The 25,431-nt window shown below is 63.4% G+C and carries 28 protein-coding genes; 23 read left to right on the top strand and 5 right to left on the bottom strand.

All coding sequences use genetic code 11. The annotated features are described in order from the left end of the window. Positions 1-18: 18 nt before the first annotated feature. Entirely contained in the window at positions 19-831 is an 813-nt protein-coding gene (locus ACQY7X_RS04135; RefSeq protein ID WP_428248586.1) for an aspartate dehydrogenase, read from the top strand. Here ACQY7X_RS04135 and ACQY7X_RS04130 read toward each other — a convergent pair. After that, positions 818-1,513, bottom strand: coding sequence for a DUF1194 domain-containing protein (locus ACQY7X_RS04130; protein ID WP_428248585.1), 696 nt, complete (start codon positions 1,511-1,513; stop codon positions 818-820). The two genes, ACQY7X_RS04135 and ACQY7X_RS04130, sit on opposite strands and share 14 nt — an antisense overlap. Positions 1,514-1,665: 152 nt before the next feature. Between ACQY7X_RS04130 and ACQY7X_RS04125 the strand changes: the two genes are divergently transcribed. After that, on the top strand, positions 1,666-2,376 hold the full coding sequence (locus tag ACQY7X_RS04125) for a GntR family transcriptional regulator (protein ID WP_428248584.1): 711 nt from the start codon (positions 1,666-1,668) through the stop codon (positions 2,374-2,376). On the opposite strand, the gene ACQY7X_RS04120 is transcribed toward ACQY7X_RS04125, so the two are convergent. Beyond that, positions 2,366-3,085, bottom strand: a complete 720-nt coding sequence (locus ACQY7X_RS04120) for a maleate cis-trans isomerase family protein (protein ID WP_428248583.1) — start codon at positions 3,083-3,085, stop codon at positions 2,366-2,368. The two genes, ACQY7X_RS04125 and ACQY7X_RS04120, sit on opposite strands and share 11 nt — an antisense overlap. Next, a complete protein-coding gene (locus tag ACQY7X_RS04115) occupies positions 3,085-4,419 on the bottom strand; it encodes an amidase (RefSeq protein WP_428248582.1) in 1,335 nt (444 codons plus the stop codon). Before ACQY7X_RS04115 ends, ACQY7X_RS04120 begins: the two co-directional genes overlap by 1 nt. Before the next feature lie 221 nt (positions 4,420-4,640). On the opposite strand from ACQY7X_RS04115, the gene ACQY7X_RS04110 reads away from it, so the two are divergent. From ACQY7X_RS04110 to ACQY7X_RS04095, 4 genes are read left to right on the top strand one after another with little or no spacing between them, the layout of a single operon-like run. After that, positions 4,641-5,771 carry an ABC transporter ATP-binding protein gene (locus tag ACQY7X_RS04110; RefSeq protein WP_428248581.1) on the top strand — a complete coding sequence of 377 codons (1,131 nt, stop codon included), beginning with the start codon at positions 4,641-4,643 and terminating at the stop codon, positions 5,769-5,771. Positions 5,772-5,792: 21 nt separating this feature from the next. Beyond that, positions 5,793-6,836, top strand: a complete 1,044-nt coding sequence (locus tag ACQY7X_RS04105) for an ABC transporter substrate-binding protein (protein ID WP_428248580.1) — start codon at positions 5,793-5,795, stop codon at positions 6,834-6,836. Continuing rightward, positions 6,836-7,708: an ABC transporter permease gene (locus tag ACQY7X_RS04100; protein WP_428248579.1), complete on the top strand. Its 873-nt coding sequence runs from the start codon at positions 6,836-6,838 to the stop codon at positions 7,706-7,708. The genes ACQY7X_RS04105 and ACQY7X_RS04100 overlap by 1 nt, the downstream gene beginning before the upstream one ends. A gap of 4 nt (positions 7,709-7,712) precedes the next feature. Continuing rightward, positions 7,713-8,528, top strand: coding sequence for an ABC transporter permease (locus ACQY7X_RS04095; RefSeq protein WP_428248578.1), 816 nt, complete (start codon positions 7,713-7,715; stop codon positions 8,526-8,528). A gap of 2 nt (positions 8,529-8,530) precedes the next feature. Here ACQY7X_RS04095 and ACQY7X_RS04090 read toward each other — a convergent pair whose 3' ends face one another. Next, on the bottom strand, positions 8,531-8,881 hold the full coding sequence (locus tag ACQY7X_RS04090; protein WP_428248577.1) for a hydroxyisourate hydrolase: 351 nt from the start codon (positions 8,879-8,881) through the stop codon (positions 8,531-8,533). A gap of 35 nt (positions 8,882-8,916) precedes the next feature. Between ACQY7X_RS04090 and ACQY7X_RS04085 the strand changes: the two genes are divergently transcribed. From ACQY7X_RS04085 to ACQY7X_RS04050, 8 genes are all read left to right on the top strand, one after another. Next, positions 8,917-10,074 carry an MFS transporter gene (locus ACQY7X_RS04085; RefSeq protein ID WP_428248576.1) on the top strand — a complete coding sequence of 386 codons (1,158 nt, stop codon included), beginning with the start codon at positions 8,917-8,919 and terminating at the stop codon, positions 10,072-10,074. Then, positions 10,071-11,363 (top strand): amidase, encoded by a 1,293-nt coding sequence (locus tag ACQY7X_RS04080; RefSeq protein ID WP_428248575.1) that lies wholly within the window; start codon positions 10,071-10,073, stop codon positions 11,361-11,363. Before ACQY7X_RS04085 ends, ACQY7X_RS04080 begins: the two co-directional genes overlap by 4 nt. Positions 11,364-11,367: 4 nt before the next feature. Beyond that, the gene (locus ACQY7X_RS04075; RefSeq protein ID WP_428248574.1) at positions 11,368-12,117 is read left to right on the top strand and encodes an aspartate/glutamate racemase family protein; all 750 of its coding nucleotides are present in this window, start codon (positions 11,368-11,370) and stop codon (positions 12,115-12,117) included. Positions 12,118-12,122: 5 nt separating this feature from the next. Further along, positions 12,123-13,517 (top strand): dihydropyrimidinase, encoded by a 1,395-nt coding sequence (gene hydA / locus ACQY7X_RS04070; protein ID WP_428248573.1) that lies wholly within the window; start codon positions 12,123-12,125, stop codon positions 13,515-13,517. Between the two features lie 146 nt (positions 13,518-13,663). Continuing rightward, the gene (locus ACQY7X_RS04065) at positions 13,664-14,521 is read left to right on the top strand and encodes a sulfite exporter TauE/SafE family protein (protein ID WP_428248572.1); all 858 of its coding nucleotides are present in this window, start codon (positions 13,664-13,666) and stop codon (positions 14,519-14,521) included. Between the two features lie 14 nt (positions 14,522-14,535). After that, on the top strand, positions 14,536-15,522 hold the full coding sequence (locus tag ACQY7X_RS04060) for a quinone oxidoreductase family protein (RefSeq protein ID WP_428248571.1): 987 nt from the start codon (positions 14,536-14,538) through the stop codon (positions 15,520-15,522). A gap of 14 nt (positions 15,523-15,536) precedes the next feature. Then, positions 15,537-16,151 carry a flavin reductase family protein gene (locus ACQY7X_RS04055; RefSeq protein WP_428248570.1) on the top strand — a complete coding sequence of 205 codons (615 nt, stop codon included), beginning with the start codon at positions 15,537-15,539 and terminating at the stop codon, positions 16,149-16,151. Between the two features lie 176 nt (positions 16,152-16,327). After that, positions 16,328-16,831: a hypothetical protein gene (locus ACQY7X_RS04050; protein ID WP_428248569.1), complete on the top strand. Its 504-nt coding sequence runs from the start codon at positions 16,328-16,330 to the stop codon at positions 16,829-16,831. Here the strand turns inward: ACQY7X_RS04050 and ACQY7X_RS04045 are convergent, their stop codons facing one another. After that, a complete protein-coding gene (locus ACQY7X_RS04045; protein ID WP_428248568.1) occupies positions 16,832-17,887 on the bottom strand; it encodes a LacI family DNA-binding transcriptional regulator in 1,056 nt (351 codons plus the stop codon). 87 nt (positions 17,888-17,974) lie between these two features. On the opposite strand from ACQY7X_RS04045, the gene ACQY7X_RS04040 reads away from it, so the two are divergent. From ACQY7X_RS04040 to ACQY7X_RS04000, 9 genes are all read left to right on the top strand, one after another. Next, positions 17,975-18,865, top strand: coding sequence for a dioxygenase (locus tag ACQY7X_RS04040; protein WP_428248567.1), 891 nt, complete (start codon positions 17,975-17,977; stop codon positions 18,863-18,865). 8 nt (positions 18,866-18,873) lie between these two features. Continuing rightward, positions 18,874-19,635 carry an SDR family NAD(P)-dependent oxidoreductase gene (locus tag ACQY7X_RS04035; protein ID WP_428248566.1) on the top strand — a complete coding sequence of 254 codons (762 nt, stop codon included), beginning with the start codon at positions 18,874-18,876 and terminating at the stop codon, positions 19,633-19,635. Between the two features lie 17 nt (positions 19,636-19,652). Further along, positions 19,653-20,573, top strand: coding sequence for a 3-keto-5-aminohexanoate cleavage protein (locus ACQY7X_RS04030; protein WP_428248565.1), 921 nt, complete (start codon positions 19,653-19,655; stop codon positions 20,571-20,573). A 4-nt stretch (positions 20,574-20,577) separates the two neighbouring features. After that, positions 20,578-21,609, top strand: coding sequence for a quinone oxidoreductase family protein (locus tag ACQY7X_RS04025; RefSeq protein WP_428248564.1), 1,032 nt, complete (start codon positions 20,578-20,580; stop codon positions 21,607-21,609). Positions 21,610-21,611: 2 nt separating this feature from the next. Next, complete coding sequence (locus ACQY7X_RS04020) at positions 21,612-21,959, top strand: cupin domain-containing protein (RefSeq protein ID WP_428248563.1); 348 nt, start codon at positions 21,612-21,614, stop codon at positions 21,957-21,959. 32 nt (positions 21,960-21,991) lie between these two features. Continuing rightward, on the top strand, positions 21,992-23,008 hold the full coding sequence (locus ACQY7X_RS04015; RefSeq protein ID WP_428248562.1) for an ABC transporter substrate-binding protein: 1,017 nt from the start codon (positions 21,992-21,994) through the stop codon (positions 23,006-23,008). A gap of 24 nt (positions 23,009-23,032) precedes the next feature. Then, positions 23,033-23,836, top strand: coding sequence for an ABC transporter ATP-binding protein (locus tag ACQY7X_RS04010; protein ID WP_428248561.1), 804 nt, complete (start codon positions 23,033-23,035; stop codon positions 23,834-23,836). Between the two features lie 18 nt (positions 23,837-23,854). Further along, positions 23,855-24,742: an ABC transporter permease gene (locus ACQY7X_RS04005; RefSeq protein ID WP_428248560.1), complete on the top strand. Its 888-nt coding sequence runs from the start codon at positions 23,855-23,857 to the stop codon at positions 24,740-24,742. 102 nt (positions 24,743-24,844) lie between these two features. Next, positions 24,845-25,354, top strand: a complete 510-nt coding sequence (locus ACQY7X_RS04000; protein WP_428248559.1) for a hypothetical protein — start codon at positions 24,845-24,847, stop codon at positions 25,352-25,354. Positions 25,355-25,431 lie beyond the last annotated feature (77 nt).

Raw genomic sequence — 25,431 nt, 5'->3', positions numbered from 1 at the left:
TGTCTAGACTCAAGGCCGATGACCAAGCGTGTCGGCCTTATCGGCTTTGGCGGTATCGGCCAGAGCATTCTGCAAGCCTGGGCGGCGGAGCCGCCGCTGGGCTATAGCCTCGCGGCCCTGCTGGTACGGCCGCTGCAGCGCGAAGCGGCGCGCTGGGCCGCCGGGCCGCATGTGCTGATCGCCGATACAGTGGACGCCTTCCTGGGCGCGCAGCTCGATATTGTTATCGAGGCGGCCGGTCAGGGCGCAGTGCGTGATCATGCTGAAGCGATTTTGCGCACTGGTGCCGAGTTGCATGTCATTTCCACCGGTGCCCTGGCTGATGCAGATTTCCGCGAACAGGTATTTGCTCTGGTGCGGGAAGGGGTTGGCAGGCTGGTGGTCCCGGTGGGGGCTACGGCTGGCCTGGATGGCCTGCTGGCGATGCAGCAGGATGGTCTGCTCCGCGTCACCTACACTTCCACCAAGCCGCCGCAGGCCTGGAAGGGTACGCCGGCGGAAGCCGATTTCGATCTCGATAATCTGCTGGAGCGCCGCGTGATCTTCTCCGGTCCAGCGGACCAGGCGGCTTTGCTTTATCCGAAGAATGCCAATATCGCCGCCACGGTGGCGCTGGCCGGCCTGGGCTTTGCGGAGACCCGGGTGGAACTGGTGGCCGATCCGGCGGCCAGTGGTAACACCGGGCGGATCGAAGCCGAAAGCCGGCATTCGCAGCTTACCGTGATCGTTTCCGGCCGTGCCTCGCAGGCCAATCCGAAAACCTCGGCGATCACCGGCATGAGCGTTCTGTCGGCATTGAAGAACCGTGCCGGCTGGCTCAGTTTCGGCTAGAAATCTCCAGGATCAGCTTGCGCCGTACGGCATCGCCGAATGAGGCGTAGTCGCGCGCCGGAATCATGAAGCTGCCCGGGCCGCCGATCACATTCTTCTCATAATACTCGTCGATATCGGCTTCCATATGCAGGATCGGCAGGCCGTTGATGGTTACGCCCTTGGCCACTGCTGCATCACGCGCCATGGCCGGTGGCCGGCCGCGGTTGCTGCGGCCATCGCCGGAAATGTCGATCACCCGGCGCAGCGCCTTGGCCGGCATGCGCTCGAACAGCGCAGCACCGAAATCGATGGCTTCCGCCGGCGCCGTGCCGCCACCGAAAATGGTGCGCGGCGCATCCCCCAGCGCCTGGGCGAAGGCCAGCACATCAGCGCGGCTGCGCAGCATGGTCCAAGGAATGGTGTGGTTATGGTAGGCGGGGCCGGACCATTGAAAATAGGTGCAGGCAATGCCGCCATGCAGGCCACCCAGGATGGCATCGATCACGCGGCGATGGCGGAAGGCATCGGCATAGCCACGCTGCTGCAACTCGTAATGCTCCGCCTGCACGCTGCCGGAGCAATCCACCGCCAGCACCAGCCCCAAATCTACCTGAGTTTCCTGGGCCAGCACCTGTGCCTGGGCTGGCCATGCGGCAAAAGCGGCGAGGGCTGTGAACAGGTGGCGGCGATTGAATGTCATGCCGGGCCCGGTGCTGGCTGAGGTGGTTCTATCCTGCCGTGACAGGCGGGGCTGGCGCCAGCAATTTTCGAGGTTGGATGGGCCACCTACCGGGCGCTGGCGTTATTGTATCCATTCTAATATTATATTGGGTACATCAGTCTGGGTTAAGCATGCCATCCGACGACCTTCGCGGGGTTTCCGAAGCCCCGATCCGACAGCGTATCCTGCAGGCCATTTTCGAGCGCCGGCTGCAGCCGGGTGAGAAACTGACCGAAGAGCGGCTGGCCGAATTATTCGGTGTCAGCCGCACCGTGGTGCGGCAGGCTCTGGCGCGTCTGGCGCAGGATGGCATCGTGATGCAGCGGCCCAATCGCGGCGCCTCGGTGGCCGCACCAAGCCGGCTGGAAGCACGCCAGGTGCTGGCGGTACGCCAGATGGTGGAACCGGAGATTGCCGCCGAGGCGGCACGCTGTGCCGATACCGCCGGCCTGCGCCGGCTGCGCAAGCATCTCGAAGCCGAGAATACCGTGCGGCGCTCCAATGACCGCGCTACCCTGGTGCGGCTCACCGGCGAATTCCATATGGTGCTGGCGGAAGTTGCCGGCAATCCTATCCTGGTTCGGCTGCTTACCGAATTGCAGGCGCTTACCTGCCTGGCCATCCTGCTCTATGCGCGCGGCGATGATTCCGCCTGCCATCCCGATGAGCATGAGAAAATCGTCGCCGCCATTGTCGCCAAGGATGCGGCGACTGCCGCCGCGATCATGCGCCGGCATCTTGAGCATGTCGAACACGACATGGACCTGAACGAACCGGCACAGCGCGACAACGACCTGGCCTCGGCGCTTGGCATGCCGACGAAGAAGCGGTCTAGAGGCTGAACAGCCGCCCGAAACGCCGCCATGGTGCCTTGTCGGCACCGAGCCGCTCCAGCGCACCCCATAGAGTGACGGCGATAGAATCAAGCACCGGAATGCCGAGTTTCTGCTCCAGTGTCGCGGCCGTGATCGCCGCATCCATATTGGTGCAGACCACGGCGATGGCATCGGGCTGTTGTGCTGCCACTTGCTCTATCATTGCTGCGATGCGCTCCGGCGGCAGGGTGGCAAAGGAGAAATTGTCGCTCAGATCTGCATGGGCTTCGGCCGGGCAGGCCCAGCCGGCAGCGGCGTAATTGGTGATGATCTTTCGCTGCACGTCCCCGGTATAGGGTGTCACTAGGCCGAAATTCTTCACGCCGAGGCGGCGGTAGAGTTCATTCAGCGCCAGGATGGCAGTGGTGGCCGGAATCCCCGTACGCGCGGTGATTACTTCGCACAAGGCCGTATCGCGCTCGAAGCCGAGCCAGCTTGCGGATGTACCATTCCAGGCAATCACATCCACCTTGGCATGAGCCAGTAGTTCCGCTGCCGCCAGGATCGGCGCGGCATCGAACTGGCCCAGCGCCTTGTCGCCCAGGCCGATCTCGGTGACTGGAAACCGTGCGAAATGCGCCGTCGCCTCTGGCGTTTCCGCCAGCAACTTGTAAGTCGCCGGTTCCAGTGCCGTGTTGGACGAGGGCGTGAGCATGCCAAGGCGCAGGCGCCGCATCAGAAGTCTCCCATATAAAAAGCCGGCGGGCGGAAGCCGAACCCGGGTTGCTGTTCCAGACCGGCGGCGAAATCCAGCAGGGCATGATCGGCGCCAGGCGCGGCGACAATCTGCAAACCGAAAGGCAGCGCACGGCCCTCGGGCCAATAGGGGAGTGACAGGGCCGGGCAGCCGCTCAGTGAAATGATGAAGGTGATGGCGAGATAATCGATCACACTGCCAAGTGTCTGGCCGTCGATTTCGAGCACTTCGCCGGCATCGTGGCGGAAGGGCTCGATACTGGCAGCAGGCAGCAGCAGGAAGTCGTGGCGGGCAAAGAATTCCAGGAAGCGGCGATGCAAGGCGCCACGCTGGCGCTCGGCGGCAAGATACTCGGCAGCGGAAAGCCCGTCGCCGCGTGCGATATTCCAGCGCACGGTCTCGGTAAGCTGCTCGCCGAAGCGGTCGCGTAACGGTGAGAGCGCCTGATGAATATGGGCCGCGCGCAAGACCTTGAAAGCCTCGATGGCGCCGCTGCAATCGGGATGGGCCTGTACCACGCTGCCAATTGCCTTGGCTGCTGCCTGCAATGCCGTGCGCTCGCTCGCCGCCACAGGCGCCACGCCCAGGTCTTCGCTGGCCGCTATGCGTGGTGACGGGATGGCACCCGGTGCCGGCCAGTTGCGCATCGAAAGCGGATCGTGGGCATCCGGCCGTAACAGTGCATCCAGCAGCATGCGTGCATCGCGTGCGCTGCGGGTGAGGAAACCAGCTGTGGGCAAGGCATCCCAGGCCAGCGGACGTTCGGGCGCGGCCAAGCGGCCCGGAGTCGGGCGGAAACCCACCACGCCGCAGAAGCCGGCCGGTGTGCGCACCGAACCGCCGAAATCGGTGCCGATGGCAGCCGGGAGCAGGCCGGCGGCAACGGCGGCCGCGGAACCGCCGCTGGAGCCGCCGGAGGAGCGCGCCAGATCATGCGGGTTCGCCGTAGGGCTGAGCAGGCGATTGCTACAATGGGCACCGAAGCCGAATTCCGGTGTATTGGTTTTTGCCAGGATCACGGCGCCGGCTTCGCGCGCCCGCGCGATCAGCGGATCGTCGCGCTCCGGCACCATGTCCTGGAACAAAGCTGAGCCTTGCGTGCTGCGCAGGCCCCTGGTTGCCAGCAGATCCTTCACGCCGAACGGCAGGCCATGCAGCGGACCGTTGGCCTGCCTGGCCTCAGTGGCGGCTGCCGGATTCACGCTGATACAGCTTTTCAGCACGCCATCGCCCTGCGCGATGCGCCCCAGACAATCAGTAGCCAGTGCTGCGGCATCGCGCCGGCCGCTTTGCAGAGACGCGACAAGCGCCATGGCATCGCTCATTGCGCTGCCTCGATTCCAGGCCTCTGACTATTCCGGCTGCTCAAAATTGCGCCACGGAACGGGGCCGGCTTTTGCCTGCTGTTCCCTGCTATCGCCTTAAGCCTTTGTAACGGCATGACTCGTCCTTCCGGCGCGTGAGTTGGTATGCCTCTTGCTAACTAGATTGTGAACAGAATAAAATGAAATTGGATACAAAACGGACCGCCCATATGCACGCTACAGCGCCAGGGTCTCAGGTTCAAGGTCAGCTTCACGGGCAGCGCGAAGCGGGGCATGCGCTCACGCTGGACGCGATCACCCATCGCTTTGGCGCCGCCAAGGCGGTTGATGATGTCACCCTGGAGATCGGCGGCAGCGAGCTGGTAGCCCTGCTCGGGCCGTCCGGCTGCGGCAAGACCACGCTGTTGCGGATCATCGCCGGCTTCATCAATCAGAGTCAGGGCCGTGTCATCATTGGCGGCAGCGCCATCGACCACCTGCCGCCGAGCCGTCGCGAAGTCGGCATCGTGTTCCAGAATTACGCGCTGTTTCCCCATCTCACTGTGGCCGAGAATATCGCCTATGGCCTGGCGGCGCGTGGCCTGCCCAAGCCCGAGCAGGAAACCCGCGTAGCCGAAATGCTGGCGCTGGTGCAGATGGGCCATCTCGCCGCCCGATATCCGAAGCAGATGTCTGGCGGCCAGCAGCAGCGTGTGGCTCTGGCCCGCGCGCTGGCGGTGCGCCCGCGCATCCTGCTGCTGGACGAGCCGTTTTCGGCACTGGACAAGAATCTGCGCCTCGACATGCAGATCGAGATCAAGCGCATCCAGCAGCGTGCCGGCATCACTGCCATCCTGGTCACCCATGATCAGGAAGAGGCCCTGAGCATGGCCGACCGCATTGCCGTGCTGGCGCAGGGCCGGCTGGAGCAATTCGGCAGCCCGAGTGCTGTCTACGACACGCCGCAAAGCCTGTTCGTCAACACCTTCGTCGGCACGGCTAACAAGCTGGCCGGCAAGCTGATGGGCATACAAGGCAGCGAGGCCAGGGTATCGCTGGCCGCAGGCGGAGAAATGATCCTGGCCGCGCCAAAAACAGAGATCGTGTCGGGCGCCGATGTAGTGATCTGCATCCGGCCGGAGAATCTGCGCTTCGTCGAGGGCGCCGCGCCGCTTACTGGCAGCGTCGAACTCGGCCTGCCGCTCGGCGCCACCATCGTGCATGAAATCCGCCTGCCCGATGGCAGCGGCCTGAAGATTTCCGAGCCGCGCTCCAGCGGTGCCGAGCCGCGTCCCTCGGGGCAGGCCGTGGCGCTGGCGCCGATCAATACCGCTACCGTCACCCTGTTTCCCGCCCTTTGAACCTTGAGGAGAGCCGACATCATGCTTAGCCGCCGCGAAACCCTGGTCACTGCCTTGTCGGTGGCCGCCATGTCGCTGTTCCCCGGCATGTCCCAGGCCCAGGCCCGCCGCCTGGTTTTCGCCACCTTCACCGGTAGTTGGGAGGAAGCGCATCGCGACGTGCTGGTGCCGCATTTCCGCAAGGCCAATGGCAATGCCGATATGGCGCTCGACCCGATGCTGTCGGTGGACCAGATCGCCAAGATTACCGCCGCGCGCAGCAATCCGCCGATCGACGTGATGCTGCATGATCCGGGTCCGGCCCTGGTGGCCATTGCGCAGGATCTGGTCGAGCCCTTCCCGGTGGCCGGCAGCAAGAATTACGCCGATCTGATGCCCGATGCGCAGGACCCGCTCGGGCCGGCGATCTTCTTCCAGGCTGTCGGCATCACCTATAATCCGGAGAAAGTGAAAACGCCGCCGAAGAGCTGGGCCGACCTGTGGAAGCCGGAATTCAAGGGCCGTGTCGGCATCACCAACCTGAATTCCACGCTCGGCACCGGCTTCATGGTCGAGATTGCCAAGCTGCGTGGCGGCGGCGAAAACAATATCGATCCGGCCTTCGCGGCGATGAAGGAATTGCAGCCCAATCTTGCCGCTGTGGCGGCCAATCCGGGTGCGCTGGCAACACTGTATCAGCAGGGCCAGATCGATATCGGCCCAGGCAATTTCAATGCCATCCAGTTGCTGCGTGCGCGCGGCGTACCGGTGGAATTCGTCAAGCCGGATACCGGTGCCATCGCTTTCAAGACCTCGATCCACATCGTCAAGAACTCGCCGAATGTCAAGCTGGCGGCAGCACTGATCGAATCGGCGATGAGCCCCGAGGTGCAGACCACGCTGATGAAGAGCCCCTACCTGATCGTGCCGACCAACAAGAAGGTGAAGATGGAGGGCGAAATCTCGAAGGCGCTGGCCAAGGATCCTGATGATCTGCAGAAGAGCTTCGTGTTCCAGGATTGGAAGAAGATCAACGAGAATCGCTCCGCCTGGATCGAGCGTTTCAATCGCGAGATCAAGGTCTGATGTCCGCCGCGGCCTCCATTTCCAGGGTCGGCCGCGCCGCGCCGCGGGAGGGCCTGCTTGCCCTCCCGCTCGGCGGCTTCTATCTGCTGTTCTTCCTGGCGCCCTTGCTGGTGCTGGTGGCGGTGAGCCTGCATAACGATCAGGCAATGACCGAATGGGGTTTTGCGCAATACCGCAAATTCCTGACCGATGGTTTCGCACTTGGCGTGCTGTTTGAAACTCTGCGGCTGGGCCTCGAAACCACGGCGCTCTGCCTGCTGCTTGGTTTTCCACTTGCCTGGCTGCATCGCCAGGTAGGCCCGCGCCTGCAATCGCTGATCATTCTGATCAGCATCCTGCCGTTGCTCACCAGCGTGATCGTGCGCACTTTTGCCTGGATCGTCATCCTCGGCCGCCAGGGCATCGTCAATTCCGCGCTGATTGAACTCGGCTTTGCCGAGACGCCATTGAAATTGCTTTACACCCATGGCGGTCTGGTCGTGGCGCTGGCCCAGGTGCAACTGCCGCTGATGGTCTTGCCGCTGATCGACACGCTGCAGAAGCTTGATCCCAACCTGGAATCTGCGTCATCCGCGCTCGGCGCTGGCAAGTGGCGCAGCTTCTTCCGCGTTGTGCTGCCGCTCTGCCTGCCGGGCATCATCGCCGGCAGTGTACTCACCTTCTCGGCTGCCGTTACGGCCTTCATCACCCAGAGTCTGGTGGGTGGTGGGCAGTTGCTCTATATGCCGATGTATATCTACCAGCAGTCGCTCACGTTGCAGAACTGGCCGTTCGCGGCAGTGATCTCGATCCTGTTCATGATCTCGGTACTGCTCTGCATCGTCGCTTTCAATACGCTGGGCCGCTATTCGCGGCGGCATCTGCAAGGGTGATAGTATGAAAGCCGGCCGCCGCCACGATCTCGATACCATCAGTTTCTACGCTGTGATGGGGCTGCTGGCGCTCATCGCCCTGCTGCTGGTGATCGCGCCGACGGCAGTGGTGCTGATTGTCTCCTTCACCGACAGCTACTCGCTGAAATTCCCGCCGCAGGGCTTTTCGCTGCGCTGGTATATTGCGCTGGTGGATGCCTGGCAGATTCAGGCGGCGGCCTGGAACAGCCTGCAGGTCGGCATCGTCACCACATTAATCTCGATATTGTTCGCGGTGCCGGCGGCTTATGCCGTATCGCGTTCCAAGGCAGCCACCGCGCGGGCGCTGGAATCGCTGTTCATGTCGCCGCTGGTGCTGCCGGCGCTGGCTTTTGGTCTGGCGGCACTGATGTTCTTCAGCGTTATGCAGCTGCCACTGTCATTCGCCACCGTCACCATCGGCCATGTGGTGGTCTGCGTGCCTTATGTATTCCGCACCACGCTGGCTTCTTTAAGTCAGCTTGATGCCTCGCTGCTGGAATGTTCAGCCAGCCTTGGCGCCTCGCGTCTCTACACTTTCCGGCGCGTCACGCTGCCATCGATCAAGGGCGGCATCGCCGCCGGTGCCTTCATCTGCTTCATGTCGTCATTCGACAATGTGCCGGTGTCGCTGTTCCTGTCGGATGCACGCAACGAGATGCTGCCGATCCGCATGTGGCAGACCATGGAAAATACGCTGGATGTGCGGGTTGCCGCCGTGTCCGGCGTGCTGGTGTTCTTCAGCCTGTTCCTGATGGTGCTGATGGAACGCTTCACCGGCCTGTCGCGCCGGATGAGCTGATCTCACGACCCGCGAAACAGCGAAAAGCCCCAGGGCGTGAATTTGAACGGGAGGTGGTAGTGTTGTTCCGGCGCCGCGACAGTGAAGCGGAATGGCACGACATCCAGGATGCCGGTTGTGCCGCCCTGCGCCTTCAGCCAGGCGCCGACATGGAAGCGCACTTCGTATTCGCCGGCCGTGATGCCATCGCCGCGCGCGGTGGCGTGATCCAGCGCGCCATTGGCCGCCAGGGCGCCATCCGCCAGCAAAGCCGTATCCGGGGCAAGGCGGTGCAGTTCGACATGCAGACCCTTGGCCGGCATGCCGCGCGCCACATCCACGCCATGGATCGAAATGCCGCCGGCCTTGCTCATCGTGATGCCTCCATTTGCTGTGTGGAAAGTTTGCCATGAATGTGCTGGTAGCGCCACTGGGTGCGATGACGGCATTGCAGGGCCTGGTGGCGATGGGCATCTTCGCCGTGCCGGTGCTGGCGCCGGGTCTGCCCGGCTTTTCGCCGCATTGGCTCGGGCCGTATAACGCCGCCGTTTTTGGCCTGGGTGCTGTGGCTTCGCTTTATGGCGGCCTGCTCTGCGGCCGCATCGGCCCGGTGCGGGTGGCGCAGATCTGCCTGCTGCTGGTGACGATAGCCATGCTCTGTGTCGCCACGGGCTCGCCGCTCGGCCTGATCGCTGCCGCCTTGCTGCTTGGCTGCGCCTTCGGGCCGGAAACGCCTGCCAGCTCCTCTGTGCTGGCGCTGGTGGCAAAGCCGCAGCAGCGTACGTTGGTCTTTTCCCTGCGCCAGACCGGCAACCAGATCGGTGCCATGCTCGGCTCGATGTTGCTGCCGCTGGCGGTGCTGGTCGACTGGCGCCTCGGTTGTCTCGGCATCGCGTTGCTTGCTGCCGTTGCCGCTGGCCTGTTCCAGCCGCTGCATCGGCAGCTTGATGAAGCGGCGCGGCGCCATGCCACGCGGCTCGACATGCGCGGGGCCCTGGCTTTGCTGAAAAGCGTGCCGGGTCTTGGCCTGCTTGCCGGTGCGTCACTGGCTTTCTCGGCGATGCAGCTCACGCTCAATGCCTATCTGGTGTCATATGGGGTCGGGGTGCTGGGTTTCACCCTGGTGGAAGCCGGCCTGTGGCTGGCATTGGCGCAGGGTGGGGGGCTTGCCGGGCGTCTTGGCTGGGGTCTGGTGGCCGGCCGTTTCCTGCCGACCGCGCGGCTGATCGCGCTGCTTGGCCTGGCCATGGCTGGCTGCGCCCTGCTGCTGGCGGCGGCCGGACCGCAGCTTGGCCGCGTCGCTTTGCATGTTCTGGCTTTCCTGTTCGGCGTTTCCGCCAGCGGCTGGAACGGCATTTTCCTTGCCGAAGTGGCGCGCCTGGCGCCCGAGGGCCAGGTCGGCGCCGCCACCGGTGCGGCCTTGCTCGCCAGTTATAGCGGCCTGTTGCTGGGGCCGCTCTGCTTCGCTGGATTGGGTCCGGTTTTCGGTCTTGGTAGTGGCTATGCCGCGCTGGCTCTGCTCTGTATTGCTGCCAGCATACCGCTGCTGATCGGGAGGAAAACATGATCGCAATGGAAGCGCAGCTTCAGCGCATCGCCCAGGTAAATCCGGCACTCAACGCCGTTGTCGATCTCGATGCCGATCAGGTGCGGCGCGATGCCGCTGCCCTCGATGCTGCTGGCCGGCATCTGCCGCTTTATGGTTTGTCCTACACGGTGAAGGACAACATCTGGGTGGAGGGCCGGCGTATCACGCAGGGCTCGCACCTGTTCAGCGATTTCATTGCGCCACGCGATGCTTCCAGCGTCGCGCTGCTGCGTGCTGCCGGCGCCTTGCTGCTCGGTATCACCAATTGCGCCGAATTCGCCTGCATGGGGGTGACGCGCAACAAGGTCTATGGCCCGACGCGGCATCCGCTGGATCATCGCCTCACGCCGGGTGGTTCCTCGGGCGGAGCGGCGGCGGCCTTGGCGGCGGGCATCGGCGATTTCGCGCTCTGCACCGATGCTGGCGGTTCAACCCGGCGCCCGGCTGCCCATTGCGGCTTGATCGGCTTCAAGCCCTCGGGTGGCCGCATCCCCCATGCTCATGGTTTCGCCGAGCCGATCTTCGCCAATGGCGTGATCGGGATTCTCACCCGGGACATGGCGCTGATGCGCCGTGTCTTTGCCGTGCTTGGGGTGCAGGATGGCGCGGATGCCTATAGCGTGCCGGGCCTTTCGCGCCCGGCCAAGGGGCGCCGCATCGCTTTCAGCCCCACGCTCGGCATGAACTGGCCGGTGGAACCGGCGGTTGCCGCCGGGCTGGAAAGCGCGGTGGCGAAACTGCAGGCAGCCGGTTTCGAGATCGTGCGCCGTGATCCCTCATGGCCTGAAGATAGCGGCGAGGCCGGCCTGATGCCGCTGCAGCATGTCGGCCTGGCCGCACTTTATGCCGATGCCTATGCGCGCGAACCGGAACGCTTCGATCCCAATATCGCGGCGCAGATTGAGGCCGGCCTGCACTATGATGGTCCAGCCTTGGGGCGTGCCTTGTTGCTGCGCGAGCAATTGATGCTCAAGCTGGCGGCCTTTTTCCAGGAAGTGGACTGGCTGATTTGTCCCACGGTGCCCTGCGCGCCCTGGGGCTTCGACCAGATCGGACCGGAGACAATCGCCGGCCACAAGGTCGGTCCGCGCGGCCATGCGGTATTCACACCGTTGTTCAATCATGCCCTGGTGCCGGCCATATCGCTGCCATGCGGTGCGGACGCTGCCGGCCTGCCATTCGGCCTGCAACTGATCGGTCCGCGCCTGCAGGACGAAGCCCTGCTTGATCTGGCTGCCGAGATCGTTGCCGTGCTGGCAAAGGAATAGCGACATGGCGAAGCTGCTGTTTATCAATCCGAACACGTCTGCCAGTATCACGGACCGCATCGCTGCCGCCGCGCGCCAGGCGGCTTCGCCCGGCACGCAAATCACCTTCGAGACCGCGCCTCATGGCGTGCCTTATATCGCCACCCGCGCGGAGGCCGTGATCGGCGCCCAGGTGGCGCTGGAAATGTTGGCCGAACACCAGGCCGGCCATGATGCCGCCGTGATTGCCGCTTTCGGTGACCCTGGCCTTGGTGGCGCCCGCGAGCTGCTCCCCATCCCGGTGATCGGCCTTGCCGAGGCGGCGATGCTTACCGCCTGCATGCTCGGACGGCGCTTCGCCATCGTCTCCTTTGCTGCGGCCCTCGGGCCCTGGTATCGCGAATGTGTCGAGTATCACGGCCTTGCCGGCCGGCTTGCCGGCATCCGCCTGCTGGAAGGCGATTTCCGCAGCATCGGCGATGTGCAGGACGAGAAGGAAAACCTGCTGGTTGAACTGGCGCGCCAGGCGGTGCAGCGCGACGAAGCCGATGTGATCGTGCTGGCCGGCGCACCGCTGGCCGGCCTGGCCGGGCGCGTCGCAGACCGTATCCCGGTGCCGGTGGTGGATGGTGTGGCCGCTGCCGTTAAACAGGCGGAAGCCCTGGCGGCATTAAGCCCGCGCAAGGCAACGCAAGGCACCTTCCGCAAGCCGGCGCCGAAACCGACCGATGGTGTGGCGCCGGCCTTGCGGCGATTGATGAGCGGGGAGAGCTGAAAGCGATGGATTTCGATCTGGTGCTGCGCAATGCCCATGCGGTAACCGCCGCCGATGCCATGACCTGCGATATCGGCATCCGCGACGGCGTGATTCAGGCTTTGGGCCGTGGTCTTGGCAAAGGATATCGCGAGATCGATGCGGCTGGCCGAACCGTGATGCCTGGCGGCATCGACGCCCATTGCCATCTCGATCAGCCGATGAGCGATGGCTCGGTGATGGCCGATGATTTCATTTCCGGTACCCGCTCGGCGGCCTGCGGTGGCACCACCACGGTGATCCCTTTCGCGGCGCAGATGAAGGGCCAGTCGCTGCGCGCGGCGGTGACCGATTATCACGCCCGCTCGGATGGCAAGGCGATGATCGACTATGCCTTCCATCTCATCGTTTCCGATCCCACTGCCACGGTGCTGGGCCAGGAATTGCCGGCGCTGATCGAGGAGGGTTACAGCTCGTTCAAGCTCTACATGACCTATGATGACATGAAGCTGAACGACCGCCAGATCCTGGACGTGCTTGATGTGGCGCGGCGCGAACGCGCGCTGGCCATGGTGCATGCCGAGAATACCGATGCCATCGCCTGGCTGACCGAGCGGCTGGAACTGGCTGGGCGTATCGCGCCGAAATACCATGCCGCGGCGCGGCCCTTCCTGGTTGAGCGCGAGGCGACACATCGCGCGATCAGCTTTGCCGAACTAGTGGATGTGCCTATCCTGATCGTGCATGTCTCGGGCAAGGAAGCAGCCGAGCAGATTCGCTGGGCGCAGACGCGCGGACTGCGCATTCATGCCGAGACCTGCCCGCAATATCTCTTTCTCTCGGAAGAGGATCTCGACAAGCCCGATTGCGAAGGCGCGAAATGCATCTGCTCGCCGCCGCCGCGCGACAAGGCCAATCAGGATGCGATCTGGCGCGGGCTGGCGAATGGCACTTTCGATATCGTGTCTTCCGATCATGCGCCGTTCCGCTTCAATGGCCCGCAGGGCAAGTTCGTTGCCGGCGCCAATCCGCCGTTTTCGAAAATTCCGAACGGGATTCCTGGCCTCGAGACCCGGCTGGCTTTGCTCTATTCCGAAGGCGTGTTGAAGGGCCGCATCAGCCCGCAGCGTTTCGTCGCCCTTACCGCCACCAACGCGGCCCGGCTTTATGGCCTCTATCCGCGCAAAGGCACCATTGCGGTGGGTACCGATGCCGATCTGGTGCTGTGGGACGATGGCTCTCCGCGCCGCATCGAGAATGCGCGGCTGCATCACAATGTTGATTACACGCCCTATGAGGGGATTGAAGTCAGTGCCTGGCCCGGCTTGGTGCTGTCGCGGGGCGAGGTGGTGGCTGAAGCCGGTGAGCCGGTTGGCCGCCAGGGGCGTGGGCAATTCCTGCGCTGCGCCCGTCCGGCTTAAGATTTACAGGAAATTTAGCGCCGGAATTCCGGGATTTACCGCGCCGCAGCATAGGCTGTTGGGCGCACAAGGCTGACGCGCGCGCTGCTGCATGCTATGTGCGTCGGGCCTCCCTCCTGTAGCAAAAAATTCCGCGAGTTTACCCCATGATTTTCGGCATTCCGCTTTCCGAACTCCTCATGCTGTCTGTTGCCCTGCTGGCGGCAGGCGCGATTACGGGGATCCTTGCCGGCGTGTTCGGCGTTGGCGGCGGCGCGGTGATCGTGCCGGTGCTGTATGAACTGTTCGGCCTGATGGGCGTACCGGAAGCGCCGCGCATGCCGCTCTGCGTCGGCACCTCATTGGCCATCATCATTCCCACTTCGATCCGTTCATTTAACGCACATCGTGCCAAGGGTGCCGTGGATATGGCCGTGGTGCGGGTTTGGGCAATTCCGGTGGTGCTTGGCGTTGCCGGTGGCAGCCTGATCGCGCGTTACGCACCGGCCGATCTGTTCAAGCTGGTCTTCGTGCTGGTGGCCGGCGTTTCGGCCTTCCGGCTGATCTTCGGCAAGGATAGCTGGCGCCTGGCCGATACGCTGCCGGGTACTTTCGCCATGCGCGCCTATGGCCTGGTGATCGGCGTGCTGTCGTCGCTGATGGGCATCGGCGGCGGCCAACTCTCCAATCTCTTCCTCACTTTCCATGGCTACAGCATCCACCGCGCCATCGCCACCTCGGCCGGCCTCGGCATCCTGATCTCGATCCCTGGTGCCATCGGCTATGTCTATGCCGGTTGGCCGAAGATGGCGGAATATGCCGATGTTGCGGCGCTGCAGCTGCCGCTGGCGCTCGGCTATGTGTCGCTGATCGGCTTCATCCTGTTCGTGCCCACCAGCATCTGGACCGCGCCGATTGGCGCGCGCCTGGCCCATGCCCTGCCCAAGCGCCGCCTGGAAGTCGCCTTCGGCATCTTCCTCACGCTGGTGTCGCTGCGCTTCCTCAGCAGCCTGATCGGCTATTAAGGGAAAGTTTCGCCATGACCCGACCGCAAGCCCGCGTTATCCGCATCCGCCAGCCCGGTGGGCCGGAAGCGATGCTGCTGGAAACCGAGATGCTGAACCCGCCCGGCAAGGGGGAGGTGCTGCTGCGCCAGACCGCCATCGGCTTCAACTTCATCGATATCTATCAGCGCAAGGGTTATTACCCGCTGCCTTTGCCCACCGGCCTGGGCCATGAAGCCGCCGGTGTGGTGCTTGAGGTTGGCGCTGAAGTCAGTGGCCTGAAGGTTGGCGACCGCGTTGCCTATATGAACGCCGGTATCGGCGCCTATGCCGATCACCGCGTGGTGGCGGCCGAGAGGCTGGTGAAGCTGCCCGATGCGGTGAGCGATGAGCAGGCGGCAGCCCTGATTTTCAAGGGCCTGACGGCGCAGTATCTGTTGCGCAAGACCCATCGCGTGCAGCCCGGCGATATCGTGCTGGTGCATGCAGCCGCAGGCGGCGTCGGCCAGATTCTCTGCCGCTGGGCCAAGGCGCTCGGCGCTTTCGTGGTTGGTACAGCGGGCGGGCCGGAGAAATGCGCCATTGCGCGCCAGGCCGGTGCCGACGCGGCGGTGGATTACAAGCAGGAGAACTGGCCCGAGGCATTCCTGGCCGCTACCGGCGGCAAGAAGGCGCGGGTGGTGTATGATTCGGTGGCACGCGACACTTTCATGAAGTCGCTGGATTGCACAGCGCCGTTCGGTCTGGTGGCGCTCTATGGTGCCGCCTCCGGCCCGGCGCCGGCCATTGAGCCGGAATTGCTCAACAAGAAGGGTTGCCTGTTTCTCACCCGGCCTTCGGTGTTTCCGCATAATGCCGATCCGGCGGTGTTCCGCGAAAATGCTGCCGAGGTTTTTGCCGCGATCACGGCTGGCCATGTGCAGGTGGGTATCGGCGGCCGCTATAAACTGGAAGAGGCAGCGAAGCTGCACCAGGATGCTGAAGCACGCGCCACCACCGGCGCGTTGCTGATGATCCCCTAGAGACGGGAGCGACGATGTTCTACGAAACCAGCAAGCGCAATCATGGTCTGCCGCGTGATCCGTTCAAGGCCCTGGTAGCGCCGCGTCCGATCGGCTGGATCTCCACCATTGATGAGCAGGGGCGGCCGAATCTGGGTCCTTACAGCTTCTTCAATGCCATGAGCAGTGACCCGCCAGTGGTGCTGTTCGGCGCTGGCCTCAATCCGCGCGGTGACAATATCAAGGACAGTCAGCGCAATGCCGAGGCTACCGGCGAGTTCGTCTGTAATCTGGTTACCTATGACCTGCGCGATGCGATGAACAAGAGCGCGGCGCATCTGCCCCATGGGGTAAGCGAATTCGAGGCGGCAGGGCTGGAGATGGAGCCTTCCACCCTGGTGAAGCCGCCGCGCGTCAAAGCCTCGCCGGTGCATCTGGAATGCCGCTACCTGCAGACGGTCGAGATTCCATGCCATACGCCGGGTGGCCGTAATTTCGTGGTTTTCGGCCAAGTGATTGGCGTTCACATTAATGAGAGCGTGCTGACAGACGGTTTCGTCGACATCGCCAAGCTGCGGCCTATGGCCCGGCTTGGCTATATGGATTACTGCGTTGTTGACGAGGTTTTCGCTATCAGTCGGCCCGATTAGATGCCGGCGGGGCTTTGACCACCTAAATTTCCAGCGGCGGCTGAATCCGGCTTAACCGGTCTGGGCCGCCGGGTTATAGTTGCATTGTCATGGATTTTGTCGCTTCCCTGCCAACGCCGCTTTCTTCCCGCAGCCGGGATTTCCTAGCCATCTGGAATGATTGGCGGCGTGGGCGCATGCTGCCAGAGCATCGCGACATGGATATGGGTGCGCTTGGTTCCCTGGTGCAGACCAGCCTGCTGCTGAATGTGCGCGGCCATGACAATATCACCATCGACTGGGTTGGCGAGGCGGTGACGCAGCAGCTTGGCGTCAATCTTGCCGGCCTGAATTACCTTGATCTTACGTCGCGCGAGAACCGTTCATGGCGCGCTCATCTCACCATTGCCCAGGTGGCGCAGCCTTGCTGTGCGGTGATCTATTACTGGCTGCGGCTGGGCCATAGCGGTGTGCTGCCAGTGGAAATCGTTGCTGCTCCGGTGCGCCAGGATGGCGACCGGCATGCCAGCTTGATGCTGTGCTGTGTTTCCTTCCTCACCCGGCGTAAACGTGTGCCCGATGGCGAGGCCATCGATCCGGATTCCTATGAGGAAGGCGAGGGCATGCGCTTCATCGATATCGGTGCCGGTGTCCCTTCGATGGTGCCGAGTCAGCGCCAGGAAACCCGCCCGGTTCAGTAATTATTGTTTCAGCGCCGCTGTTGAGGCGCGTGGGATCAGCTGCGGTTGCAGGGTGACACGCGGCGCCTGATCATCTCCCTGGCCTTCGAGAGCCGAGAGCAGCAGCTTGGCTGCGTCCTGGCCCATTTCGCGTGGGCCGATCCGTACCGTGGTCAGCGGCGGGTCGATCATGTCCACCAGCGGCATATCGTTATGCCCGACCACCGAAAGGTCACCGGGGCAGGAGAGGCCGCGCGCGCGCAAAGCCTGCAGCAGGCCCAGCGCCAGCAGGTCATTGGCGGCGACGATGGCGGTGAGCCTGGGCTTGATATCGAGCAGGGCGGCGGCCGCATTCTCGCCGGCCTCGCGCTCATAGGCCTTGGCGGTGCTGATGCCGCCGGCGGGAAGCTTCAGGCCATGGGCGCGCATCGCGGCTTCAAAACCCTGGCGCCGCAGATGCCCGGTGGAAAGATGTGCCGGGCCGGCGATATGGCCGATGCGGCGATGACCCAAGGCCACCAGATGATCCACCGCCAGCCGCATGCCGTGCAGGTCATCGCTCACCACCGCCGGCACGCGGCCCGATTCATCGGCGCGATTCACCAGTACCACCGGCAGGCGGGTTTCCAGGCAATGGCGCAGCACGGCGTCGTCACGCCGCACCGTGGCGAGGATCAGGCCGTCGACGCGGCGGGCGATCAGTTCATCCACCAATGCCGCCTGGCGTTTTGGATCGGAACCGACATCGGCGACGATGGTGGAATAGCCCTGCGCACTGAGCAGTTCCGAGACGCCGGAAATGATCGGCGAAAATACCGGGTTGGCGATATCAGGCACCAGCACGCCCACCAGGCGCGAGCGCCGGGTGCGCAGGCTGGCCGCCGCCGCATCGCGGCGATAGCCGAGCCGGCGCGCCTCGGTTTCGATGCGGGAGGCAACATCGGCCGCGATCAGATGCCGCTTGGCCGGGTCGAGAGCGCGGGAAGCCGTGGAAAGATGCACGCCCGCCGCTGCCGCCACGGCCTTCAGGGTGGCCGGCTGACGCATGGCATTGCGGGGGGCTGAACGATTCGGCATGGCGCGATCTTAGCTATTCGCTTGACAACTGCAATCGATTGCATTATGCAAACGTTTGCATAAAACATAAGAGTACGAGGAAACACCGTGGTCATCGAGACAGAGCAGGATGTCACGCCCGCCGTGCTGGCGGCCATGGCCCATGCGCCGGATGCCCGGCTGCGCGAGATCATGGCGTCGCTGGTCAAGCATCTGCATGCCTTCGCGCGTGATGTGAAGCTCACCGAGCCGGAATGGGAGCGCGGCATCGAGTTCCTGATTGGCCTCGGCAAGCTCACCAACGACACGCATAACGAAGCCATTCTGGCCTCCGATGCGATCGGTTTTTCCACGCTGGTCTGTCTGCTGAACAACGGCACGGTTGGCGACAGCGAAACCGCTGCCGCTTTGCTCGGGCCGTTCTGGCGCCTGCATGCACCGAAAACCGAATCCGGCGGCAGCATCGTCCGCTCCCCAACACCGGGGCCGGCTTTGTTTGCCAATTGCCGGCTGCGCGACAATACCGGCAAGCCGATTGCCGGCGCCTATGTCGACGTGTGGCACGCCTCGCCGGTCGGCATGTATGAGAATCAGGATGCCGGCCAGGCGGATATGAATCTACGCGGCACCTTCACCACCGATGCTGAGGGGCGCTTCTCCTTCCGCAGCGTGAAACCGGCCGGCTATCCGGTGCCGGTGAGCGGCCCGGTGGGTGAACTGCTGGCGGCACAAAAGCGCCATCCCTACCGCCCGGCGCATTTGCATTTCCTGTTCCACAAGCCTGGTTACAAGACGCTGATCACCCAGGTTTTCGTGCGGGGCGACCCGTATCTGGAAAGCGATGTGGTGTTCGGTGTCACCAGGCCGCTGGTCGGCGATTACCGCCTGCGCAGCGATGCCCCGCCCGCTCCCGATATCAATGGCGACTGGTATTCGCTGGAGCATGAATTCGTCATGGAGCCCGGCGAAGCCGTGCTGCCCGCACCTCCCATCAAGTGAAAGAAATCATGTCCTCGCTTCATTCCCTGCAAGACAAGATCGCGCTGATCATCGGCGGCACCGGCGGCATTGGTGCTGCTTCGGCCAAGCTGTTCGCGGAGGCCGGCGCCACCGTGATCATCACCCATCGCGCCGGCGCCAAGGGCGAAGCGGCGGCGGCTGAATTGCTCAAGGGCCTGCCGGGCAAAGGGCATCTGGCACAAGCTGCCGATGTTGCCGATACCGCCAGCCTGGTTGCGCTGCGCGATGCCGTGCAGGCGCGGTTTGGCAAACTGCATGTACTGGTGAACACGGCGGGCTTCACCAAGCCGGTGCCGCATAACGATCTTGAGGCGCTGGATGATGAGCTGATTGACCGCATGTTCGCGGTCAACTGGCGTGGCCAGTTCGCTGCCATCCGCAGCTTCGCGCCGCTGCTCAAGGCCAGTGGCGATGGCGTCATCGTATCGATTTCGTCGATTGCCGGCGCCACTGGCAACGGCTCCAGCATCGCCTATTGCGCCGTGAAGGCCGGTATCGATGTGATGACCAAGTCGCTCGCCCGCGTGCTGGCGCCGGAGGTGCGCGTGCTCGGCGTGGCGCCGGGCGTGGTCGATACCGGCTTCGTGCCCGGCCGAGGCGCCGAGTTCAACGCCAAGACCGCCGCCACCACGCCGCTGAAGCGTGTCGCCTCCGCCGAGGATGTTGCCACGGCGGTGCTGGCCTGCTGCACCCATCTCACCTTCTCGACCGGCACCACCCTGGTGGTGGATGGCGGTCGCAGCCTGTAGCCCTGAGGGAAACCACTATGCGTTCGACTCAAAACAAGGTCATCATCACCTGCGCGGTGACTGGCAACCAGACCAAGCCCGAGCATACGCCGCACCTGCCGATCACACCGGAGCAGATTGCCGATGCCTGCCTTGGCGCAGCCGAAGCCGGTGCCGCCATTGTGCATATCCATGTGCGCCATCCCGATAATGGCCGGCCCTCGATGGAGCTGGCGCATTACCGCGAGACGGTGGAGCGCATCCGCGCCAAGAACACCCAGCTTATCCTGAATCTCACCACAGGCCCCGGTGGCCGCTTCGTACCCTCGGAAGACGATCCGAAGGTGGCGGCACCTGGCACCACGCTTTGCCATCCGCTGAAGCGCGTCGAACATATCGAGGTGCTGCGCCCGGATATCTGCACGCTGGACCTCAACACCATGAATTCCGGCAAGGAAGTGGTGATCAATACCCCCGGCAATGTGCGCAAGATGGCCGATGTGATGACGCGGGCCGGCGTGAAGCCGGAAATCGAGCTGTTTGACTCCGGCGATATCGCGCTGATGAGCGACATGCTGGCCGATGGCTCGCTGTCCGGCCCGATCCTTTGCTCCCTGGTACTTGGTATCAAATACGGCTTCCAGCCGGGGCCGGAAACCATCCTCTATGCCCGCGACCTGCTGCCGCGCGATGCCCAGTTCACCGCTTTCGGAGTTGGCCGCCATGCCTTCCCGATGGCGGCGCAGAGCTATCTCGCCGGTGGCCATGTCCGCGTTGGCCTGGAAGATGCCATCATGCTTGATCGTACCACGTTGGCGCCAAGCAATGCCGCCATGGTGACCAAGGCGCGCCTGCTGATCGAAAGCATGGGCGGCCAGATCGCCACCACGGAAGAGGCCCGCGAGATCGTTGGCCTGCCGACGCGGCAGGCTGGCTCTCCCTTGCGAGCGGCGGGCTAGGACCATGAGTGCGGCAGCGAATACCCTGGCGAAGGCGCGCGGCGATGTGGTGGCGCGTGCCTTGCGGCTGCATGAGAAAAGCGATGAGGCGGCCAATATCCGCTTCACCCAGGAAGAAATTCCGTTGCGCATCGAACGCGATGGACAGGTCATCGTTCGCATCACGGCGGCGGGCGTGAACCCTTCCGATGTGAAGGCGGCGATGGGCATGATGCCCTATGCCGTGTTTCCACGCACACCGGGGCGCGATTTCGCTGGTGTGGTGATGGCTGGCCCGGAAGAATTGATCGGCCAGGAAGTGTTTGGCACCGGCGGCGATGTCGGCATCCGGCGCGATGGCAGCCATGCCTCGCATCTGCTGCTCGATACCGGTGCGCTGGCACCCAAACCGGCAAATTTAAGCGCCGTCGAAGCCGCCGGCATTGGCGTGCCCTTCGTCACCGCCTGGGAAGGTTTCCGCCGTGCCGGTATGCCCAAGCCGGGTGAGACTGTGTTGATCATGGGCGCCAATGGCAAGGTTGGCCAGGCTTCGATCCAGATCGCCACCATGTGTGGCGCCCGCGTCATCGGCGTCGTGCGCAAGGCCGAAGGCTATCGCGGCCATGCCAATGCGCCGGTGGAAGTGCTGGACCATTCCGCCTGCGATGTGGCGGCGCGGGTGCGTGAACTGACCAATGGCCGTGGCGCGGATATCGTCTACAACACGGTTGGCGATCCGTATTATGCCGCAGCCACCGCCGCCCTGGCGCTGAAGGGCCGGCAGATTTTCATCGCCGCGATCAAGAAGATCGTCGAGTTCGATATCTTCGCTTTCTATCGCGGCCGCCACACCTATGTCGGCATCGATACGCTGGCCTTCACGGCGGTGGAATCGGCGGAATTGCTGCGCGAAATGGCGCCGCATTTCGTCAGTGGCAAGCTCAGGCCGTTCCCGATCCACGCCGATTTCACCTACCGTTTCAGCGCCGCCAAGGACGCCTACATGACCGTGATCGGCTCCTCGCCCGAGCGTGTCGTGCTGGTGCCGGAGGAATAGTCATGCATGTCACCCGTTTCGACAAAGCCAAGCCTTACGAGGCGCCAGGCCATTTTGACATGAAGATGTTCCGCCTCCAGGGTCGCGATGCCGGCCCGGCGGAGGTGCTGTGGCTCGGTGTGTCGCATCTGCTGCCGGGCGGCCACACAACACTCAATGCTTCGCCGGAAGAGAAGTTCTATGTGGTGCTGGATGGTGCCGTAACCATCGAGTCGGACACCGGCACGGAAACCCTGCTGCCTTGGGATTCATGCCGCATCGCGCCGAACGAGAACCGCGCCTTGAAGAATCTCACCAACAAGCCGGCAACCATCCTGCTGGCCATGCCCTTACCAAAACCCGCAACTTGAAACCAAGCATAATAAAACAGGAGGAACACCCAATGATCACAATCAATCGTCGCCATCTGTTGCAAGCCTCGGCTGCCTCTCTGGTGCTCGGCATGCCGCATATCGCCCGCGCTCAGGCTTCGGAAGTAAAGATCGGCATCGGCTTCGGCATCGGCTTCCTACCCACCTTCCTGCTGCGTGAATTGCAGCTGGTGGAGAAGCATGCCAAGGCGCAGGGCGTGGATGTGAAGGCCAGCTACCAGAGCTTCTCCGGCTCCGGCGCGATGCAGGATGCCGTGCTGTCCGGTTCGGTGGATTACGGCGTCTATGGCACGGCTGCGATGCTGATCGCGTTCGAACGCGCCAAGGGTACGCCGCAGCAGATCTGGGGCGTGGCTGGCGTGACCACGCTGCCGCTGGTGCTGGTGACCAACAAGCCGAATGTGAAGAAGCTGGCCGATTTCGATGCCAAGGATCGCATTGCCATGCCGGCTCTGGTCTCGCCGCAGATGTATGCCTTGCAGATCGCTGCCGAGAAGGAATTCGGCATGGGCCAGCATGACAAGCTGAAGCCGCAGGTGGTGGCGCTGCCGCATCCAGAAGCACTGAATGCTGTGACCGGTGGTTCCACCGAAGTGACGGCGTATTTCTCCTCGGCACCGTTCACCCAGGTGGCATTAAAGAACCCGAAGATTTCCCGCGTCATGTCGACCACGGATATCTATGGCGGCAAGTCCACCTTCCTGGCCATGGGTGCTACCAAGAAGACCCTGGATGCCAATCCGAAGATGGCCGGCGTGATGATCGCGGCGCTTTCGGAAGCCTCGCAGATCATCACAGGTGATCCGAAGCGCGCTGCTGAAATCTACCTCAAGGTCGAGCCGCAGAAGACCATGGGCCTGGAAGATGTGCAGGCCTTGCTGGTCGAACTGAAGGACGAGTTCGATACCGGCGTCTATGGCATCAAGGCAGTGGCCGATTTCATGGGCCGCATCGGTCAGCTCAAGACGCCACCGGCGCGCTGGCAGGATGCCTATGTACCGGCCCTGCATAGCCGCCAGGGCAGCTAGTCTTTAGGGGGAAGGAACGTGGAAATGTCGCGGCCCGCGCTCGAGCAGGGAAATATCGCCAGCAAGCCTCTGGTCGAGGTGGATGGCGTGACGTTGCAGTACAAGACGCCGGATTCCCTTATCACCGCCACCTACCGGGTGTCGTTCGATATCCATCCGGGCGACCGCTTCGTCCTGCTCGGCCCCTCGGGCTGCGGCAAATCCACGTTGCTGAAGACCTTGGCCGGCTTCCTCAAGCCGACCGAAGGCGAGATGCGGCTGAACGGCAAGGCAATCACCGAGCCGGGCCCAGACCGCATGATGGTGTTCCAGGAATTCGATCAGTTGCTGCCCTGGAAGACCGTGCAGCAGAACATCACCTTCCCGATGCGCAAGAATGGCGTTGCCCGCGCCGAGGCGGATGAACGCGCCCGCGATATCCTGGCCAAGGTCAATCTGTCGAAGTTCGCCGACAGTTTCCCGCATATGCTTTCGGGCGGCATGAAGCAGCGCGTGGCGATTGCGCGTGCCATGGCGATGCGGCCGAAGCTGCTGCTGATGGATGAGCCTTATGCGGCACTGGATGCGCTCACGCGCCGCAAGATGCAGGATGAACTGCTGCAGCTCTGGGATGATGTGCGTTTCACGCTGGTTTTCGTCACCCATTCCATCGAGGAAGCGGTGATCCTCGGCAATCGCATCTGCGTGCTGTCGCCGCATCCCGGCCAGGTGCGGGCCGAGTTGAACAGTCATGCCTTCGGCCATGAAGACCGCGAGGGCGCCGGCTTCCACGAACTCTGCGGCAGCATCCGCCGCATGCTGTTCGGCGACGGCGCCGTCTCGCACTGAATATTCCCGGGGTGAATCATGTCCGCTACACTTGCCAAGCTTGAACCGCCGATCCGGCCCGAATACGAGCATCAGGGCCTGCCTGCCGCCGTGATCGGCGATATCGCCCGACCGCTGCCGCTGGGCGAGCGTCTGTGGGGCTCCAGCACCTTCCGCAAGGCGGTGATCCTGGTGCTGCTGGCGCTGGCCTGGGAGCTTTATGCCCGCTGGTTGCAGAACCCGCTCACCGTGCCGCCCTTCACCGCCACACTGGAAGCATTGTGGGATGGCATCAAATCCGGCGTCATCCCGGCACGCTTGGCCGTTACCCTGCAGGTATTGCTGATCGGCTATGGCCTCGGCGTGGTGCTGGCCTGTCTGTTCACCACGCTCGCGGTTTCCACCCGCATCGGCACCGATCTGCTCGCCACGCTTACCGCGATGCTGAACCCGCTGCCGGCCATCGCGCTGCTGCCGCTGGCTTTGCTGTGGTTCGGCCTTGGCACGCCTTCGCTGGTCTTTGTCATCGTCAATTCCGTGCTCTGGGCGGTGGCGCTCAATGCCCATACCGGTTTCCTCTCGGTTTCGGAGACCTTGCGCATGGCCGGCCAGACCTTCGGCTTGAAGGGCCTGCTCTATATCCTGGAAATCCTGATCCCGGCTGCTTTCCCGGCCATCCTCGCCGGCCTCAAGATCGGCTGGGCTTTCGCCTGGCGCACACTGATCGCCGCCGAACTGGTCTTTGGCGTTTCGTCGGGCCGTGGCGGCCTCGGCTGGTTCATCTTCGAGAACCGCAATCTGCTCGATACAGCCTCGGTCTTCGCCGGCCTGCTGACTGTGATGGCGGTCGGCCTGTTCGTGGACGGAGTGATTTTCCGCTTCATCGAGAACCGCACCGTGCGCCGCTGGGGTATGCAGCGGGGTTAAGGGCTTAGAGGCTCTATTGCCTTAATGTTCCGGTAGGCCGACCTCGGCTTGAGGTGGTATGGATGGTTCAGCCATGCCACTCCTGTTCCTGGGTCGCGCCGCGTGACAGAAGCTTTCCCTCCCGTACCGCCGCAGGCGGGGCCAAGTGGCACCGGCCCCACCCGCACAGGCCCGGATCCGGCGATCATTACCAACCAGCATGTGCTGAATTTCTATAATTTATGGCTCAGCCGCTGCCCGCCTGGCGGCTTCCCGACGAAGGCGGAGATGGACCCATTGCTGATGGGCCGCTACCTCTCGACTTTGTTGCTGCTGAAAGTTCATCGCGACCCCCTGGATTTCGAATACCGCATCATCGGCGAGGAAGTGATTGCCCTGCTTGGCAACATGACCGGCAAACGGGTGGGCGGTTCGGCGATGATCAATCTCGCCGGTTCGGCCTATGCCAATTATTCCTGGGTGGTGGAGCAGCGGCTGCCGCAATTCCTGGAAGGGCCGGCAACCACGGCGTTCCGCAAGGAACGCGTTTATGTCATGTCGCGGGTGCATTGCCCGCTGGCCGAGGATGGCCAGACAGTGGACCATATCATCTCCTGCGTTGCCTTCCTCTAGGGGGCCTTGAGGGCCTGTAGGCGTTGATTCAGGGGGCGGGCGGACCTATCTTCGCGCCGCTTTTCGCGTTTTTAAGG

This window comes from Ferrovibrio sp., assembly GCF_965278975.1.
GTDB lineage: Bacteria > Pseudomonadota > Alphaproteobacteria > Ferrovibrionales > Ferrovibrionaceae > Ferrovibrio.
This window is presented reverse-complemented; position numbering and strand designations above follow the sequence as displayed.

What these genes read in the sequence shown, in the direction of transcription:
- ACQY7X_RS04135 (WP_428248586.1), top strand. Translation starts at nt 19, where the DNA reads ATGACCAAGCGTGTCGGCCTTATCGGCTTTGGCGGTATCGGCCAGAGC.
- ACQY7X_RS04130 (WP_428248585.1), bottom strand. Translation starts at nt 1,513, where the DNA reads ATGACATTCAATCGCCGCCACCTGTTCACAGCCCTCGCCGCTTTTGCC.
- ACQY7X_RS04125 (WP_428248584.1), top strand. Translation starts at nt 1,666, where the DNA reads ATGCCATCCGACGACCTTCGCGGGGTTTCCGAAGCCCCGATCCGACAG.
- ACQY7X_RS04120 (WP_428248583.1), bottom strand. Translation starts at nt 3,085, where the DNA reads ATGCGGCGCCTGCGCCTTGGCATGCTCACGCCCTCGTCCAACACGGCA.
- ACQY7X_RS04115 (WP_428248582.1), bottom strand. Translation starts at nt 4,419, where the DNA reads ATGGCGCTTGTCGCGTCTCTGCAAAGCGGCCGGCGCGATGCCGCAGCA.
- ACQY7X_RS04110 (WP_428248581.1), top strand. Translation starts at nt 4,641, where the DNA reads ATGCACGCTACAGCGCCAGGGTCTCAGGTTCAAGGTCAGCTTCACGGG.
- ACQY7X_RS04105 (WP_428248580.1), top strand. Translation starts at nt 5,793, where the DNA reads ATGCTTAGCCGCCGCGAAACCCTGGTCACTGCCTTGTCGGTGGCCGCC.
- ACQY7X_RS04100 (WP_428248579.1), top strand. Translation starts at nt 6,836, where the DNA reads ATGTCCGCCGCGGCCTCCATTTCCAGGGTCGGCCGCGCCGCGCCGCGG.
- ACQY7X_RS04095 (WP_428248578.1), top strand. Translation starts at nt 7,713, where the DNA reads ATGAAAGCCGGCCGCCGCCACGATCTCGATACCATCAGTTTCTACGCT.
- ACQY7X_RS04090 (WP_428248577.1), bottom strand. Translation starts at nt 8,881, where the DNA reads ATGAGCAAGGCCGGCGGCATTTCGATCCATGGCGTGGATGTGGCGCGC.
- ACQY7X_RS04085 (WP_428248576.1), top strand. Translation starts at nt 8,917, where the DNA reads ATGAATGTGCTGGTAGCGCCACTGGGTGCGATGACGGCATTGCAGGGC.
- ACQY7X_RS04080 (WP_428248575.1), top strand. Translation starts at nt 10,071, where the DNA reads ATGATCGCAATGGAAGCGCAGCTTCAGCGCATCGCCCAGGTAAATCCG.
- ACQY7X_RS04075 (WP_428248574.1), top strand. Translation starts at nt 11,368, where the DNA reads ATGGCGAAGCTGCTGTTTATCAATCCGAACACGTCTGCCAGTATCACG.
- hydA (WP_428248573.1), top strand. Translation starts at nt 12,123, where the DNA reads ATGGATTTCGATCTGGTGCTGCGCAATGCCCATGCGGTAACCGCCGCC.
- ACQY7X_RS04065 (WP_428248572.1), top strand. Translation starts at nt 13,664, where the DNA reads ATGATTTTCGGCATTCCGCTTTCCGAACTCCTCATGCTGTCTGTTGCC.
- ACQY7X_RS04060 (WP_428248571.1), top strand. Translation starts at nt 14,536, where the DNA reads ATGACCCGACCGCAAGCCCGCGTTATCCGCATCCGCCAGCCCGGTGGG.
- ACQY7X_RS04055 (WP_428248570.1), top strand. Translation starts at nt 15,537, where the DNA reads ATGTTCTACGAAACCAGCAAGCGCAATCATGGTCTGCCGCGTGATCCG.
- ACQY7X_RS04050 (WP_428248569.1), top strand. Translation starts at nt 16,328, where the DNA reads ATGCTGCCAGAGCATCGCGACATGGATATGGGTGCGCTTGGTTCCCTG.
- ACQY7X_RS04045 (WP_428248568.1), bottom strand. Translation starts at nt 17,887, where the DNA reads ATGCCGAATCGTTCAGCCCCCCGCAATGCCATGCGTCAGCCGGCCACC.
- ACQY7X_RS04035 (WP_428248566.1), top strand. Translation starts at nt 18,874, where the DNA reads ATGTCCTCGCTTCATTCCCTGCAAGACAAGATCGCGCTGATCATCGGC.
- ACQY7X_RS04030 (WP_428248565.1), top strand. Translation starts at nt 19,653, where the DNA reads ATGCGTTCGACTCAAAACAAGGTCATCATCACCTGCGCGGTGACTGGC.
- ACQY7X_RS04025 (WP_428248564.1), top strand. Translation starts at nt 20,578, where the DNA reads ATGAGTGCGGCAGCGAATACCCTGGCGAAGGCGCGCGGCGATGTGGTG.
- ACQY7X_RS04020 (WP_428248563.1), top strand. Translation starts at nt 21,612, where the DNA reads ATGCATGTCACCCGTTTCGACAAAGCCAAGCCTTACGAGGCGCCAGGC.
- ACQY7X_RS04015 (WP_428248562.1), top strand. Translation starts at nt 21,992, where the DNA reads ATGATCACAATCAATCGTCGCCATCTGTTGCAAGCCTCGGCTGCCTCT.
- ACQY7X_RS04010 (WP_428248561.1), top strand. Translation starts at nt 23,033, where the DNA reads ATGTCGCGGCCCGCGCTCGAGCAGGGAAATATCGCCAGCAAGCCTCTG.
- ACQY7X_RS04005 (WP_428248560.1), top strand. Translation starts at nt 23,855, where the DNA reads ATGTCCGCTACACTTGCCAAGCTTGAACCGCCGATCCGGCCCGAATAC.